Genomic DNA, 14823 nt, shown 5'->3' with positions numbered 1-14823 from the left:
CTATTGTACGTCGCCCGGCAAGCCTTTGGCCGCAAGGCGCCGGCAGATTTGCGCCGGGAGGGCAACCGAGCCATAAACCCAACCTGAATAAATCTGAACCAAATCCGCACCGGCCTCCATACGTTCCGCGGCTCCTTCCGGATCCATAATCCCGCCGACGCCGATCAGCGCCAGCCCTTCTGGGGCGTTTTGCTTCAGGTGCTTCAGGGCGGCAAGGGCCTTCCCTTTCAAGGGCGCCCCCGATAGCCCGCCTTGAATCCCCGGGTCGGCCGGTAGCATGTCCCGGGCGGTTGTCGTATTGGTTGCGATCAGGCCCGCAAGCCCAAAGTCATCAGCCGCTTCAAGCACCTCGTCCAAACCAGCCAAATCCAAATCGGGGGCAACCTTGACGAAGATCGGTTTTTGGTCGTCGATCTCCTTGAGCCGCCAAAGGATCTTGCTGAGGGCGTCACGATCCTGGAGGGAGCGCAGCCCTTCGGTGTTGGGCGAACTGACATTGACAGCGAAGTAGTTGCCGTGCTCCCGCAAAAGCTTGAAAGAATAGGCGTAGTCCTCGGCCGCTTGCTCCAGAGGTGTCGCCTTGCCCTTGCCGATGTTGATCCCGAGCGGGATCCTGGGTTGCGATTGCTGGAGCCGGGCGAGCAGGGCGTCCGCGCCACTGTTATTAAAGCCCATGCGGTTGACGATGGCTTTTTGACCAGGTATTCTAAAAAGCCGAGGTTTGGGGTTACCGGGTTGGGCGTTCCTCGTGACGGTTCCGATTTCCACAAACCCGAAGCCGAAATCGGCCCACCGGTCAATCGCCTCGCCATCTTTGTCGAACCCGGCGGCGAGCCCGACCGGGTTGGGGAACTTGATTCCGGAGACTTCCTTTTCGAGGCTTGGGTGGTGGAACTGGTCACCCTTGACCCATCCTTTGGCCACCGCATGCATGCCCAGTCGGTGAACCCGTTCCGCATCGAGGCGGAAGAGCGCCGGACGCAGGACGTTTTCGTAAAGGCCCGCCTTCATTTGCCGTCCCCGGATGCCTGGACGGTGACCCGGGGCTTGGGTTGCATGGCCGGGACGACCCAAAAAACGACGATGCCGACGAGGAGGAGGGCGAGCGGGAGCCAAGGGAATCGTCGGGAGGCGCGCTCGGGCATCGGACAAAAGTATATCCCCCGGTATGATGGCGGCATGGCGCAGGCGGTTGGCGGGGTCGAACGCATCCTCAGAACCCCGGCCCTACGCTGGCTTTATGAGGCGTTGACCTTTGTCGGTGAGGTCACGGTCCTAGCTTGGCAGGGTTTTGCCCGCATCTTCCACCGACCTTTTGAACTGAAAGAAACCCTGAACCAAATGGCGTTCGTTGGGGTTTCCTCCGTGCCAATCATCGCGCTGACGACGTTCAGTTCCGGCGCGGTGATCGCTCTCTATTCGGCAAACCTGTTGCAAGACTACGGGGCCTCGGGCTTGGCGGGCGGGACTGTTGCCCTGAGCGTCACCCGCGAACTGGCCCCCGTGCTGGTGGGGATTATGGTGGCAGCGCGCTGCGGCTCGGCGATGGCCGCCCAAATCGCCACGATGGCGGTGACGGAGCAAATCGACGCCCTGAAATCGTTGAGGGTCTCACCGGTCAGCTACCTGGTCGTGCCGCGTCTAATCGCCTGCCTGACGATGCTGCCTGTTTTGGCGGTGGTGGGGATGTACGCCGGAATTGCCGGAGGCTATCTGGTCGCCGTCCCCGTCGCCGGGATCCCGCACGGGCTGTTCATCCACAGCCTCCAGCAGTTCACCACGATGCACGATGTCGGCGGCGGGATCCTAAAAACGGTGGTTTTTGGGCTGATCGTCGCGTTGGTCGCATGCCAGCAGGGGCTTCGGACGGAAGGCGGGGCGGTCGGTGTGGGGCACGCGACAACGCGGACGGTTGTCCTCACGATGGTGTTGATTTATGTAGCCAACTATTTTTTGACCGCCGCCCTCTATTCGTGACCGGCGGCGAGATGGCCCCAATCGGCTACACCGCCGCGGGTTGGCCGCTCTGGGAAACGGACTCGTAAGCCTTGATGGCAATTTGCGATGCCCAAAGTCCGTCGCGGAGCGTGGACATCGGCGGCCTCTTGTCCAAAATTGCTGAAAGGAAATCGTCGACCATCAGGGCGTCCAGGTTGCTCCCGGTTCCGATGGTTTTCATTCCGTCGGCCCCGGTGAGGGAGGCACCTTGGCTGAAAAGGTCGAGTTCAATGACGCCCTTTTCGCCGACAAGGTTGAGCTTGACGTTGCCCCAAGTGTGGTAGGCGTCCGGCCGGTTCCAACTGGAATCGATGCTAGCAAAGGCCCCGCTGTCAAAACCGACGGTCACCATGGCCGTGTCGTCCCATTGCTGGCCGTAGTGGCCGTTGCCGATTTGGGCTTGGACATGGGCGACTTCCGGGCCGAACAACCGCCGGAGCAGGTCTGCAACATGCACCACGTGGTCGATCATGGCCCCGCCTCCGCTAAGCGCTGGATCCGTGAACCAGCCAAAGGGGCACCGGCCCTGGTTGGTACAACAGGCGGCGAGCAGAGTCCCAATGTCCCCGTTTTCCACGCGGGATTGGGCAGCGGTGAAGTTGGGGGAAAACGGGCAAGGAAAAGCGGTGGCCAAAACCAGGCCAGGGGAATCGGCCAATACCTCGATTTGCTGGGCATGGTCGGCGTTGGGCGCAATCGGCTTTTCGCACAGGGCATGTCGGCCCGCTTTGACAGCTGCCTTCAAATGCTCCAGGTGGCGCATGTTTTCGCTGGCGATGCAAATGGCGTCCACCTGGCCCAGCAGGGTCCCGAGGTCGGCCGTGTAGTGGGTGTCGAATTGGGCGGCAAGGGCTTCTCCCCGTTCTGCCTGGTCATCCCAGATCCCGACGAATTCGGCCTTTGGATTCCCTTGCAGGCTGGAGATGAAAGATGGGGCGTGCACGTGGGCGGCACCGACAAGCCCGACTCGGATCGACATGCCCTGAGTATGCCCCAGCGGTAGACTCCTTCCACAATGCCCGACTCGAATCTGGTCATTATCGACGGCTACAGCCTCTTGTTCCGGGCGTTTTACGGAACCCGGTTCCTCAGCACGAGCGACGGAAAACCGACCAACGCCCTTTTCGGGTTTGTGAGCATGCTCTTCACCCTGCTTGAAAGCTACAAACCCCACGCCGTGATGGTTGCCTTGGATGCGCCGGGCAAGACATTCCGCCATGCCGAATATGCCGAATACAAAGGCACGCGTCGGGAAACCCCGGCGGAACTCATCAGCCAGCTCGAATTTTCCCGCCAGCTAATCGAAGCGCTGAACATCCCGGTTTTCGAGCTCACCGGTTACGAGGCCGATGACATCGTCGGCACGATCAGCCGCCTTGGCGAGGAGAATGGGTATGCAACAACGATCGTCACCGGCGACTTGGACAGCTTGCAATTGGTCGACCATTGCGTCAGCGTGATGACGACGAAAAAGGGTGTGACCGATGTCGTGGTCTACGACCCGGCGGCCGTTGTGGAGCGTTATGGCTTCGGCCCGGAATTCGTTCCGGATTACAAGGCGTTGGTCGGGGACACCAGCGACAACATCCCCGGGGTACCCGGCATCGGGGACAAATCTGCGAGTCTGCTGATCAAAGAGTTCGGGCCGATCGAAGAGATCATGCGCCGGATCGACGAGGTGCCAGAAAAGTTCCGGAAGAAGATCGTCGGCAATGAAGACCAAATGGTCAAAAGCAAATGGCTGGCCACCATCATCCGGGATGTCCCCTTGACCTACGACTTTGCCCGGTACCGCATGGATCCCGAGCATTTAGAAGCGGCGTCAAAGATGCTCACGGCTCTTGAGTTCCGTGGCCCGCTGCGGAAATTAGAGCAGGTGATGGCCCCTTACATGAACGGCGGGGGCCCCGCGGTTTCAACCCCCAAATCGTCGGCAATCGAGATCAGTTACGACGACGACGTGATGGACTATGAGGAACTTTCCAACTGGGTGGGAACCTCGCGCTACGCTTTGCTAATGGCCGATGCGTCCGCGCAAGGGTCGTTGTTGGAAGAGAATGAAAAGCTGGCGTATGTCGCCGTCAGCCGCTCGGTCCGTCGCGCCGACCCGCAAGCCGCGCTGGAGTTGTTCCGCCGGGATCCTGCCCAGGCAATCGGCCATGAGACCAAACCGTTCTACCGGGGTTCAAAGGTGGATGCCCCCCCGGGGTTCGATGCGACCCTCGGAGCCTATGTTTTGCAGACTGGTCGGTCAAATTATTCGCTCCCAGATCTTGCCATGGGATATCTGGATCTCGATTCCCCTCCCCCGACGCCGCAAGACCAGGCGGCTTGCCTTTATGCATTGGAATCGGTGATGCGGGGTCGGATCGAAGCGGAAGGGCAATCGCGGGTTTTGGATGGCATCGAACTTCCGCTCGTGCCGATCTTGGCGCAGATGGAGGATCGCGGCATCGAACTGGATGCGGCGATCCTGCAGGAGTTCAGCGCCGACTTGGAAGCCGAGATGAAGCTCATCCAGGCCAAGGCTTATGAACTGGCTGGTCAAGAATTCAACATCCTCTCTCCCAAGCAAATCGGCGAGGTTCTTTTTGACCAGATGCAGCTCCCGGGAGGGAAGAAGACGAAGACCGGCTGGGCTACCGGGGCCGAGATTTTGCAAGAGCTCGAGGTTGAACATGAGATCGCCGGGACGATCCTTCAATACCGTGAACTTGCCAAGCTCAAAAGCACATATGCCGACTCGCTACCCAAGATGAAGGGCCCGGATGGCCGGGTGCATACGTCGTTCAACCAGGCAGTAGCCGCCACTGGCCGTCTCAGCTCCAACGAGCCGAACCTTCAGAACATCCCGATCCGCACGGAATTAGGCCGCAAGATCCGCAAGGCGTTTGTGGCGGCCGAGGGGTTCACGCTCGGTTCGTTCGACTATTCGCAGATCGAGCTCCGGATCCTTGCGCACATGTGCCAAGACCCCAATTTGGTTGAAGCGTTCCAAAAGCGGGTCGACGTGCACACGGTGACCGCGGCTTTGATGTACGGGGTTCCAGAAGCCGAAGTTTCTAAGGCGCAACGGGGATACGCCAAGCTGCTCAACTATGCGGTGCTTTACGGGGTAACCGGCTATGGCTTGGCGGCGCAGCTTGGGCGCGGTTTTAGTGTCGAAGATGCCAATGCCCTGATCAAGCAGTACAACGAACGGTTCCCCAAGGTCAAAGCGTTCACTGAGGCCATGGTAGATGAAGCCCGGAGCAAAGGGTTCACATCGACCATGTGCGGGCGGCGGCGTACATTCCCGGATATCCATGCCGGCAACCGGACCACAAGGGCTTATGCGGAAAGGCAGGCCATGAACGCCCCGATCCAGGGCACGGCCGCGGATATGATCAAGATCGCCATGATTGACGTCCACAAAACCCTCAAGGGAGCCCAGTCCCGAATGCTCTTGCAAGTGCACGACGAACTCGTGTTTGAGTGTGCCAGCGACTTTGCCGACTATAAAGAGACCATTAAGTCTCAAATGGAGGAGGCGATCCCGATGTCGGTTCCCATTGAGGTGGACAGCAAGTATGGCGACAACTGGATGGAGATGACCCCCGCCTAGCCTTGGGCTTTGACGGGGATGATCTTGATTTCGCTGACTTTGGCGGGTTGCTCGCCCCGGTTAATCAGGCGAACATAGCGCATCCTCATGGCGGAATGGACAACCGGGATAGTCACCCCCCCTTCCACAGGAGTTCCGAAAATTGCCCCGAGCCGGTCTAGCGAGGGCAGGGCGACCCAGCGGATGGCGGCGTCGGAGTTTTGGGAGGTGCCATAGGCCCAGATCTCGAGGTTCGGGTAGTTGGAGCCCAGGAGGGTGAGGTCGACTTCGCCGACGACACGGTCGCGCCCCAGGTCGATTTCAACCCATTGCCTTGAACCCAATTCAAACCCTCCGGCTGGGTTCCCGTCAACCAGTGCGGCCAGTTGGGCGGGGAATTTGCCGGTGGAGTCGGACACGCTCTTATCCGTGGCCAGATTTTGGGACAGATCCAGCTCTTGGCTCGGCAAATTGAACCTCAGCTCGACGTTGGGGAGGTTTCCGTTGCCTCGGACTGACCAGTCCAAAAGTTGCCAAGCGGGCAGCCAAGTCGCCGCACTCGCCCCATTCCGGGCCGCTTTGACGAGGATCCAGGCGTCGGCACCGGATTTAGGGTCGGCAAACAGGGGCTTGCCCCCCATTTGATCGGGGGTGAAGAAGGCGAATCCGCCGTTGGCGCTGTCCACTGTGGCCAAGGGTGTGGCAGATCCCGGCCGGTAGAGGCTGATCTGGGTTTTGACGAGGTTCTCGCCGTTGGCCCCGACGGCATGGATGAGGAGTCCGGGTTGGATAGCCTTCCAGGGGAAGGCCCAGTCTTGCGGGCGTTTGCCGATTTGGCTTTGTAGGTACCACGCCTCGCTCCGGCTGAGCAGCCCGTTGTCCCAAAGCGGGACCGGAGAATCGTCCGCAAACCCCAACGCAGGCAATTCAAGCCCCGGGATGCGGAGCCCGTCGTCGCGGGTGTCCGGCAACCATCCAAACGACGTGCCGTTTGTTTTTGGCCACGGGGCGGCGTCACTGGGGGGGACGGCAAAACCGTTGGCAAGCGGAACCAAGGCCCGGACGCCTGCTCTTGCCACATCGTCGGGATTGGCCGCAGGTTGGCCGTCGAGGGCAACCCGGAAATCGGCGGTAGCAGGATCCAAGGCGACATTGACTCTTTGGAACACCCCTTCCGGCAGGGTCACAAACCGGCTGAACGGCAACAGGAAGTGGTTGATGCGTGCCGCCGTGAGTTGGTAGAGCAACAGCGGCTCCCCAGAGGGGCTGACCGACTTGATGTGAGCAAGAGTCTCTGCCCCGGCTTCAAACGCGACGGAAACCCCGGAGGGGAAGTATTCAAGGCTGTTGTTGCCCAAAGAAACATCGCCAGCCGCATCCACAGTCACTTGGATGACAGATTTCCGCGGGTCAGTGGGATCGGCGGCGACCGGCAACGTGAATGCTGCTGATTTCGTGCCACCCGGGGCGATCGGGCCGGGGACATCGATGGAAACGGGGGCCTGGCCCGATGCGGAAGCGGTCAATCTTGCCGTTTCAGCCGGTGCCGATCCGACGTTTTTGAGGATGGCCGAATAGCTACCCTTTTCGGCTCCTGGGACAACGGCCATGACGGCGACATCTGCGCCAGCCGGAGAGGAATCGGCCCATGTGATTTCCAGCCGCGGCCGTTCGGCGGACCACTCGCCGCTGAAAAAGGCGTATTCGGCGCTGGATTCAAGGCGGAATCCAAAGGCGGAGAAGGGGTGGTCGAGCCGATCCTGAACGGCGGCGCCAAGGCCGGAAACGATGACTTCCCGACCCTTGATTTCCGTTGAAGCCGATGCAATGGGGGTGGAATCGGTGGCGTTCCGGGCTCCGCCATCGGCCCATTTCAGGCCGTCGCGGCCCTGCCGGGCAAAGGCCCAAGTGGCCGACCCCCAAGCCGGGACGGCGGGGTCGAACTTGTCGAACCGGTAGGCCCTCCCCGGCCCTTCCATCCACTGCTTTCTGATGGATGAAACGCTGAGCGGGATGCTGCCCGTGCCTCGGCTAATGGTAAAGACGAGGCTGGCGGAGGCGACTTTGCGCCCGTTGAACCGTTCCCAATCGAGTTCCGGGAAATCGACCAAAACGGCCCGGCCGCTCCCCAAAACAAGCGAAGGTTCGCGCCCGTAATTGGTGGTTGGCGCGCTTTGTTCGATGGTTGTGTCGAGGACTGGGGCCAGGCGCGCCCGCAGGGGCAGGGTGGAGGTGGCCGGCTGGCCGATCGCCCCCAGCAGGAATGCCGGCATCAACATGGCCTGAGTTTAGCGCAAGGCGCTCCCGTGGGCCCGATCAAAAAGGCATGAGGGCAACATAGTGCACCCGGTCGCTCCGCACCCGGGGCCTGTCCAAGGAGTAGCTGTCGTATGCCGTGCACGATGCAAATCCAGACGCGTGGAGGGCCTCCCGGATTTCTTCATCGGAGTGGGCCCGCTGGACGTGGGTCTCGTGGAACGTCTCGCCGCTACGCTCGAACTCCATGTCGACGCGGATGATCCGGCTTGCGGGGTCGTAATCGCCTTTCCACGAGTACTTGATGAGGGCCCGCTTGCGTTGGTCTTCTTGGTCGAACATGTGTTGTTCAAATGCATAGGGGGTATTGACGTCGAAAACAAAGCTCCCGCCGGGTTCCAGGTGGGCGGCGACGCACCGGGTTGCCGCTTGCAGGCCCTCCAGACAGGTGATGTAGTTGAGGCTGTCGAAAAATGAATAGGCGCCTTGGAACGATTCTCCCAGGTTGAAATCGGTGGCGTCGGCAACGTGGTAGCGGATATCCAGCCCTTGCCGGAGGGCTTTTTTACGGGCTTCCTCAACCATGGGGGCGCTGAGATCAAACCCGGTGACCCGGTATCCGGCTTCCGTCAGTAGTTCGGCCAAGGTGCCGGTTCCACAGCAGACATCGAGGAGGGTGTCGGGGTCGAGTTCATGCCGCGTAAGGAGCAGGCGGTAGTAACCGGCCCACATGTCGTAGGGCACGTTGGCCATCAAAAGGTCGTAGTGGGGCGCAATCGGCCCAAAGCTCGCCATAGGGTTTTGCCGGGATTAAACCTTGCTTTGGTATCGGGCCCTGATAAAAATCGCGACCGAATTGAGCACAATGAGCATCCCCATCAGGACGAGGATTGCGGCGGCGGCGGCGATCCGGAAGTCTTCTCGGGGCTGGCCGATCCAATCCAGGATCTGCAGGGGCAAAACGGTGTACCGGCTCTGCAAGCTGTCGGGCAGGAAGGTGACTAGACCGACCGCCCCGACGACGATGAGGGGTGCGGTTTCGCCGATGGCTCGGCTGGCGGCAAGGATGATGCCGGTCAGGATCCCGGGCATTGCCCTCGGGAGCACGGCCTTCTGGATGGTCTGCCATTGGGTGCTACCAAGGGCCAGCGAGGCTTCGCGGTAACTGTTGGGGACGGCTTTCAGAGCCTCTTGTGTCACCAGAATGACCATGGGCAAGACAAGGATGCCCATGGTGAGGGCCCCGGTCAGGATGCTTTTGCCCAGATGCATGGCCGTGACGAACAACGAGAGGCCGAGCATCCCAAAAACGATGGAAGGCACCCCGGCCAGATTGCCGATGTTCACTTGGATGAACCGGACAAGTGGCCCTTTGCGGTAATTGAATTCTTGCAGGTAGATGGCGGCGGCGATCCCGACGGGAACCACAAACAGAATGGTGAGGACCATCACGGCGACAGAACCGGCCAGGGGGCTGAGGATCCCGGCCTTCTTCGGAAAGATGCGGGACGGGAATTCAGAGACGAAGTGCCAATTCACCCGGGGCGCGCCGTCGGCGACCACTTTGGTGATGAGCGTCACCAAAATGGCCACCGCTGCAACGGCCGCAAAAAGGCAAAGAAATTGGAAAACCCGGTCTTGCCGTCGCCGCCGTTTGGTGTGGGCCGAAGGTTGAAGGAAGGCCGGCGAACTCATTGCGCCCTCGATTTGTGGCGGACGAACTGATACGCCAGGATGTTGAGGGCAAAAGTGATGATGAAGAGCAGAAGGCCAATGGCAAAAATCGACTGGTATTGGATATCCCCACGGGAGACATCCCCTTTGCTGATGTTGACGATCTGGGCCGTCATGGTCATCACCTCATCGCCGGGGTTGAGTGTGAGCTGGGGTCTGGCACCGGCGGCAATGGTAACGGCCATGGTCTCCCCGACCGCCCGCGAAAGGGCGAGGATGAAACTGGCCACGATTCCGCTAACGGCCGAGGGCAGCACGACTTTTCGGATGACTTCGCTTTTGGTGCACCCCAGTCCGAACGCGGCCTCCCGCAGTGCTTTGGGGACGGCGGTGATGGCGTCCTCACACAGGCTGCTGACGAGCGGCAACGTCATGAACCCCACAACGATGGCGCCGGCAGCCGCATTGGCGGGCCGAAAATCGGGAAGCATCGGGTTGAGGGTGGGCAACGTTTGGTGCAACCAATCAACAGATCCCCGGAGGGCGGGTGTGACAAGGGTCAATGCAAAGTAGCCAAAGACGACCGAAGGCACGCCGGCTAGGAGTTCCAGCACCGGCTTGAGGATCCGTCGGAGCTTTTCCGGCGCGTATTCGCTGAGATAGATCCCGACCCCGAGCCCGAGCGGGATCGAGACGAGCCCCGACCCGATGGTGATCAAAAGGGTGCCGCAGAGCAGGGGCAAAATGCCGAACTGCTTCTCGGACCCCATCATCTGCCATTTGTCGCCGGTCAAAAACGACCAAAGCGGGACGCTCTGGAAGAACGGGACGGATTCGGCAAACAAGATCGCGAAGATCCCGGCGGTGGCGACTATGCAGACAAGCGCGCAGACGAGGCAAAGGATGCGCACGGCCTTTTCAGTGGCTGTGCGCATCCGGCTCTTGGCATTCCCGACTTGGAAACTCCGCGCCTTTGCGGGATTGATTCCAACGGTTGCCATAGGGTCGATACCTTACCGCAGGCTATTTCGCGTTTTTCAAGATGTCGGCAACCGAGGAACCCGGTGCCGCCGCGGAAAAGATGCTGCCGGTAGTGCCCGCCTCGACGCGGGTTTTGACCATAGCGGCGATATCGGCCGGGAGCGGCAGGTAATCGCCGGCTTTGACGGCTTCGGATCCGTGTTCGCCGAGCATGAAGGCCACAAAGTCGGCGAGCAATTTAGATTCACCCATTTTGGCTTTGTTGACGTACATAAACAGCGGCCGACCAAACGGCGAATAGGTTCCGTCGGAGATGGAGGCTTCGCTCGGTTCGACAGGGCCCTTGCCGCCATCGACCGGCACGGCGCGGACTTTGTCCTTGTTGCCGTCGTAATAGGCGAACCCAACATACCCAAGCGAATTCTTATCGCCAGCCACACCGGCGATCAGCGGGTCATATTCGGATTGCTGCGAATAATCGGGGCGGACGTTGTCCTTTTTGCCGTTCACAACTTCGTTAAAGTATTCATATGTGCCGTGGGCGTCGGTCGGCCCGTAAAGTTTGATTTCTTCTTTTGGCCAGGAGGGATCCACTTCGCTCCACATCTTGACTTTGGAATCCTTGTCCCAGATTTTGTGGAGTTGCTCGATGGTGATGGACTTGAGCCAAGTGTTTTCTTTGTTGACGATGATGCAGAGGCCATCGAGAGCAACGGGCATTTCGATGAATTCGATCTTGGCCTTTTCGAGTTCGGCGATTTCGTCGGCTTTGATCGGGCGGCTGGCATCGGCGATGCCAATTTCGCCCTTGACGAACATTTTCATGCCCGAGCCGGTGCCGGATTTGCCGACCGTGATTTTGGCCTGGCCCATGGTGGAATTGAACAGCTCGGTTGCGGCGGCGGCGATCGGGAATACGGTGCCCGAACCGTCGATGCTGAGTTCTTGGCCCGAATAGTCGGCCTTGGATTCGCCGCCGGATTGAGCGGTCGATCCGGTCGTCGCGGTGCTGGACGATTCCCCTCCTTTGGTTTCGGGGGCGCATCCGGCGAATGCCGCAATCAGCCCGGCGAGCAAAAGTGTTGTACCGGTCAAGCCGGCGATTTTGACCAATTTCATGGTTTGCCTCGCAACGATGTTGGGGTCCCTTTGTTAACAATTCGTTAACAAAAGGACCTTGGCAGCTAGGGTGTTTCAAGGATGGCGACGGCGACCGCGAAGTCCTTTTCGTGGCTGATGGTCAGGTGGATGCGGTGCCCCGCGGGGTTGGGCATAGGGATGAGCAGAGTCGCCGAAACCGGCTGCCCGGGTTCGGCGACGATTTCGACGTGTTGCCATGATGCCACTTGCGGCAGGCACTTTTTGACCGCTTCCTTTGCCGCCCACCTTCCGGCAACGTATTGGGCGGTCAAGGCCCGCCCCCGTTCCCGCTCGGTCAAAATCCGCTGGACGAACCGGGGATTTTGCATGGCTTTGGCCACCCGGTCGATGCTGACGATGTCGGTGCCAATTGCTTGGATCACCGGTTTGCCTCGTGGAGCAGTTCGGCAAGGTCGACGAGGTTGATGGGCTCGTCGGTGACTTGCTTGATCCCGGCATCGAGCATGATGCGGCAGAACGGGCATCCGACGGCGATGGTTGTCGCCCCGGTGGCCAGGAGTTCTCCGGCCCGGCGCTCCGACGGGCGTTGGCTGGGTTCCTCTTCCATCCACATGCGTCCCCCTCCGGCGCCGCAGCACAGCGTTTTGCGCCCGCGGTTTCCAGGCTCGGCCAAGATTTGGGCATGGGCTTGTTCGGTCGTGATTTCCCTGAGCAAAAGTGGGATGTCGGAATCTAAGTCCGACTTTTGCCCAACAAGGCTGCGGGGGGCATCGCTGACATTGTTGACGCGGGCCAGGTAGCACGGGTCGTGGTAGGTGACCTGGCCTTGGGCCGGGTTCGCCGACTTGAGCCGGCCTTCCGTGACGAGTTGACTTAAGAGCTCAGTGTGGTGCAAGACCTCCAACGGCCTTTCCCCCCTTTGCTCGTATTCGTTCTTTAGGGTGTTGAGGCAGTGGGGGCAAGCCGTGACGACACGGCGAACTCCATACTTTTGAAAGGCTTGGGCATTGATCCCCTGTTGGTGCAGGAATGCGGCTTCGTCCCCGATCCGTCGCATGGGATCCCCGGTGCAGGATTCTTCTTGCCCTAAGCAGGCGAACGCCACCCCCGCTTTTTGCATGAGTTGGGCAAACGCCCGGGTCGTGCGGATGGCGGCGGGGTCGGTCGCGCCGGCACACCCAACCCAAAAAAGGATGTCGAAGGGGGTTCCCTCCCGCGCCAGGGGTATGCCCAGGCCAGCCATCCATTGCTCCCTTTCTGCCGGATTCTGGCCCCAGGCTGAACCCGTTCCGGCGGCTTGCTTCAACGGCAAAACGGCCGATCCGGTGAGCCGCCCGGCCTCGACAAGGTGGCGACGGGATTCGACGATGATGTCCACGTGGCGGATGAGCACGGGGCAGGCCTCGACGCAGGCGTTGCAGGTGGTGCAGGCCCAAAGCGCGTCTTCTGAAATGGCGTCGGCAAGGGGGATCCCGGTGCGTAAAGCCCGGTGCGAATCTTGGACGACCTGTTTGGGGTTGAGGGATTTGCCCACGTTATGGGCCGGGCAGACTTCGGTGCACCGGCCGCAAGACATGCAGGCGTCGAGGGTCAGGAGGTGCCACCGAGAGAGGTCCGTGGCCGCCGCGGCGCCGATCGGTTCGCCGGTTTCCAGTTTGGCGGGGGAGGTTTCCGGAAGCCGCCCCATCGGGCGTTCGGCGGTCCCGGCGGCGGCAAGGGTGGCGACTACGATGTGCTTGAGCCTCATTTGGGGCAAGGTCGCAAAAAAGAGCCAGACCCAAACCATGTGCTGCCACCAAATGACCTGGTAGCCAGTCGGTGTGAGTTTGGGGAGGATTTGCGCCAAGCCATATCCGACGAAGCTCGCGCCGTCCCACGGTTGGGGGTTTGCCGAAATCCTGGCCGCCTCCAGCAGGTAGCCGCTGATCCCCAAGGCCAAGAGGAGGTAGAGGACGGCAAAATCCTGCCAAGTTGTGGTTGCTGGGTTTGCCGCCCGGCTAAGTTTCCCAGTTGCGGGGTCGGGAATCGGTTGACCCAGCTCGCGCGAATCACGGTACCGCCGGCGCAACGCCCAAACGATGCCGGCCACGTAGAGCAGCCCCAAGGCGTCAAAAATGGTTTCGTAGGCAAGGTAGTAGCCCCCTTTGTGGAAATGGGGCAGGCCGACAAGCGGCCCGTAGGTGGAGATTGCCAGGAGCGTGGTCGCCAGCAGCAGGCTCAAAAACCCGTAGAAGATGAAAAGGTGCAGCGGGGCGCCTTCTTTGGGGCGGGACCCCATCACTTTTCTTTGGGCAAGCACGTATTTGGCGACCCCCGCCAGGTAATTCGGGCGCCAATCGATTTTGGAGCCCCGCATCCAGTGCCTCGCCGAGCCCAAAATTTGCCAAGCCATGATGCCGAGGCTCAAAAAGGTCAGCGTGTAAAAAACGGCCTTGGGCAGGGGGCCGTCCAGGAACAGGAATTCGGTGCGGGTGGGTTCCACCGGGCTTATTGTGGCGGATGACTTGCCCCGGTTGCGCGGTCAGACGAGCTTGGCGGTTTGGCCCTGGCGGTTCAGCATCTGCGCCGCGCGGATGACGGGCAGGATTTCCACGAGGTCGGCGTTCTGGGCCAAAAAGTCAAGGAGTTGGACGTGGGCGGCGTGGTCAATTGACCGGCGGCCGCTCCCAATGCCGTCGAAACCGAAGACGATCCAGGTCGGGTTTTGAACGGTCTGGCGCGCAATCTGGGCAAGCTGGTTCCCATTGAGGTCGCTCGGGTCGATGACTTTGAGCGAGTTGGCCGATGACAAGGCGGCCGCATTGACTCCCGTCTCACCCAGGCGGATCACGCTGTAGCGGCTTTGGAGTTCCGGGACGTAGTCGGCCCGGTCGGCGCATTGCGGGTTCCCGAATGGCAACGCGATGGAGTCCTCGCCTTGCATGGGGAACAACTCATCCAACAGGTCGTCGGCCTCGCTGAGGTCGTCGAGGATCATTTCGGTCGTCCAAGCGGGGAGAGATCCGTCTGGGAGGGCGGCTCCGATCAAAGACCCGTTGCCGATCTCGTGCCCGGCGGCTTGAGCCTGCTTCCAGGTGGGATAGTGGTCCAGCAAGGTCGCTGGTTCGGCGTAAAAGGTTGCCGTCAACCCGGCCCGTTGCAAGTCGGGCAATGCCGTTTCGACATGGCACAGCTGGGTGCCATCGTATGTGAGTGAAACGATCCCCCTTGTGCGTGCCATTCCAGATCTA

The 14823-nt window shown here is 60.6% G+C and carries 13 protein-coding genes; 2 read left to right on the top strand and 11 right to left on the bottom strand.

What is annotated here, in order from left to right; genetic code table 11:
- On the bottom strand, positions 1-1011 hold the full coding sequence (locus tag JNM28_08850) for a quinone-dependent dihydroorotate dehydrogenase (GenBank protein MBL8068545.1): 1011 nt from the start codon (positions 1009-1011) through the stop codon (positions 1-3).
- Entirely contained in the window at positions 1008-1145 is a 138-nt protein-coding gene (locus tag JNM28_08845; GenBank protein MBL8068544.1) for a hypothetical protein, read from the bottom strand. The genes JNM28_08850 and JNM28_08845 overlap by 4 nt, the downstream gene beginning before the upstream one ends.
- 34 nt (positions 1146-1179) lie before the next feature.
- Between JNM28_08845 and JNM28_08840 the strand changes: the two genes are divergently transcribed.
- Positions 1180-1977 carry an ABC transporter permease gene (locus JNM28_08840; GenBank protein ID MBL8068543.1) on the top strand — a complete coding sequence of 266 codons (798 nt, stop codon included), beginning with the start codon at positions 1180-1182 and terminating at the stop codon, positions 1975-1977.
- A gap of 25 nt (positions 1978-2002) precedes the next feature.
- Here the strand turns inward: JNM28_08840 and JNM28_08835 are convergent, their stop codons facing one another.
- Positions 2003-2977, bottom strand: coding sequence for a Gfo/Idh/MocA family oxidoreductase (locus JNM28_08835; protein MBL8068542.1), 975 nt, complete (start codon positions 2975-2977; stop codon positions 2003-2005).
- Between the two features lie 36 nt (positions 2978-3013).
- On the opposite strand from JNM28_08835, the gene polA reads away from it, so the two are divergent.
- Entirely contained in the window at positions 3014-5602 is a 2589-nt protein-coding gene (gene polA, locus JNM28_08830) for a DNA polymerase I (protein ID MBL8068541.1), read from the top strand.
- On the opposite strand, the gene JNM28_08825 is transcribed toward polA, so the two are convergent.
- The 8 genes from JNM28_08825 to JNM28_08790 all read right to left on the bottom strand — a co-directional run bounded on the left by JNM28_08825 (position 5599) and on the right by JNM28_08790 (position 14813).
- Positions 5599-7854, bottom strand: coding sequence for a hypothetical protein (locus JNM28_08825; protein ID MBL8068540.1), 2256 nt, complete (start codon positions 7852-7854; stop codon positions 5599-5601). The two genes, polA and JNM28_08825, sit on opposite strands and share 4 nt — an antisense overlap.
- 43 nt (positions 7855-7897) lie before the next feature.
- Entirely contained in the window at positions 7898-8632 is a 735-nt protein-coding gene (locus JNM28_08820) for a methyltransferase domain-containing protein (protein MBL8068539.1), read from the bottom strand.
- Positions 8633-8647: 15 nt separating this feature from the next.
- Positions 8648-9532, bottom strand: a complete 885-nt coding sequence (gene pstA, locus JNM28_08815) for a phosphate ABC transporter permease PstA (protein ID MBL8068538.1) — start codon at positions 9530-9532, stop codon at positions 8648-8650.
- Entirely contained in the window at positions 9529-10512 is a 984-nt protein-coding gene (pstC, locus tag JNM28_08810) for a phosphate ABC transporter permease subunit PstC (protein ID MBL8068537.1), read from the bottom strand. The genes pstA and pstC overlap by 4 nt, the downstream gene beginning before the upstream one ends.
- A 22-nt stretch (positions 10513-10534) precedes the next feature.
- Positions 10535-11611, bottom strand: coding sequence for a PstS family phosphate ABC transporter substrate-binding protein (locus JNM28_08805; GenBank protein MBL8068536.1), 1077 nt, complete (start codon positions 11609-11611; stop codon positions 10535-10537).
- Positions 11612-11676: 65 nt separating this feature from the next.
- A complete protein-coding gene (locus JNM28_08800) occupies positions 11677-12015 on the bottom strand; it encodes a holo-ACP synthase (protein MBL8068535.1) in 339 nt (112 codons plus the stop codon).
- On the bottom strand, positions 12012-14075 hold the full coding sequence (locus JNM28_08795; GenBank protein ID MBL8068534.1) for a (Fe-S)-binding protein: 2064 nt from the start codon (positions 14073-14075) through the stop codon (positions 12012-12014). Before JNM28_08795 ends, JNM28_08800 begins: the two co-directional genes overlap by 4 nt.
- Before the next feature lie 39 nt (positions 14076-14114).
- Entirely contained in the window at positions 14115-14813 is a 699-nt protein-coding gene (locus tag JNM28_08790) for a polysaccharide deacetylase family protein (GenBank protein MBL8068533.1), read from the bottom strand.
- Between the last annotated feature and the right edge of the window lie 10 nt (positions 14814-14823).

The organism is Armatimonadota bacterium, assembly GCA_016789105.1.
Taxonomy (GTDB): domain Bacteria; phylum Armatimonadota; class Fimbriimonadia; order Fimbriimonadales; family Fimbriimonadaceae; genus UphvI-Ar2.
Note: the sequence above shows the minus strand (reverse complement) of the source record. Positions and strands in the feature narration are given on the sequence as shown.

Excerpts from the sequence above, each read along its gene's own strand:
- JNM28_08850 (MBL8068545.1), bottom strand. The coding sequence starts at position 1,011 with ATGAAGGCGGGCCTTTACGAAAACGTCCTGCGTCCGGCGCTCTTCCGC.
- JNM28_08845 (MBL8068544.1), bottom strand. The coding sequence starts at position 1,145 with ATGCCCGAGCGCGCCTCCCGACGATTCCCTTGGCTCCCGCTCGCCCTC.
- JNM28_08840 (MBL8068543.1), top strand. The coding sequence starts at position 1,180 with ATGGCGCAGGCGGTTGGCGGGGTCGAACGCATCCTCAGAACCCCGGCC.
- JNM28_08835 (MBL8068542.1), bottom strand. The coding sequence starts at position 2,977 with ATGTCGATCCGAGTCGGGCTTGTCGGTGCCGCCCACGTGCACGCCCCA.
- polA (MBL8068541.1), top strand. The coding sequence starts at position 3,014 with ATGCCCGACTCGAATCTGGTCATTATCGACGGCTACAGCCTCTTGTTC.
- JNM28_08825 (MBL8068540.1), bottom strand. The coding sequence starts at position 7,854 with ATGCCGGCATTCCTGCTGGGGGCGATCGGCCAGCCGGCCACCTCCACC.
- JNM28_08820 (MBL8068539.1), bottom strand. The coding sequence starts at position 8,632 with ATGGCGAGCTTTGGGCCGATTGCGCCCCACTACGACCTTTTGATGGCC.
- pstA (MBL8068538.1), bottom strand. The coding sequence starts at position 9,532 with ATGAGTTCGCCGGCCTTCCTTCAACCTTCGGCCCACACCAAACGGCGG.
- pstC (MBL8068537.1), bottom strand. The coding sequence starts at position 10,512 with ATGGCAACCGTTGGAATCAATCCCGCAAAGGCGCGGAGTTTCCAAGTC.
- JNM28_08805 (MBL8068536.1), bottom strand. The coding sequence starts at position 11,611 with ATGAAATTGGTCAAAATCGCCGGCTTGACCGGTACAACACTTTTGCTC.
- JNM28_08790 (MBL8068533.1), bottom strand. The coding sequence starts at position 14,813 with ATGGCACGCACAAGGGGGATCGTTTCACTCACATACGATGGCACCCAG.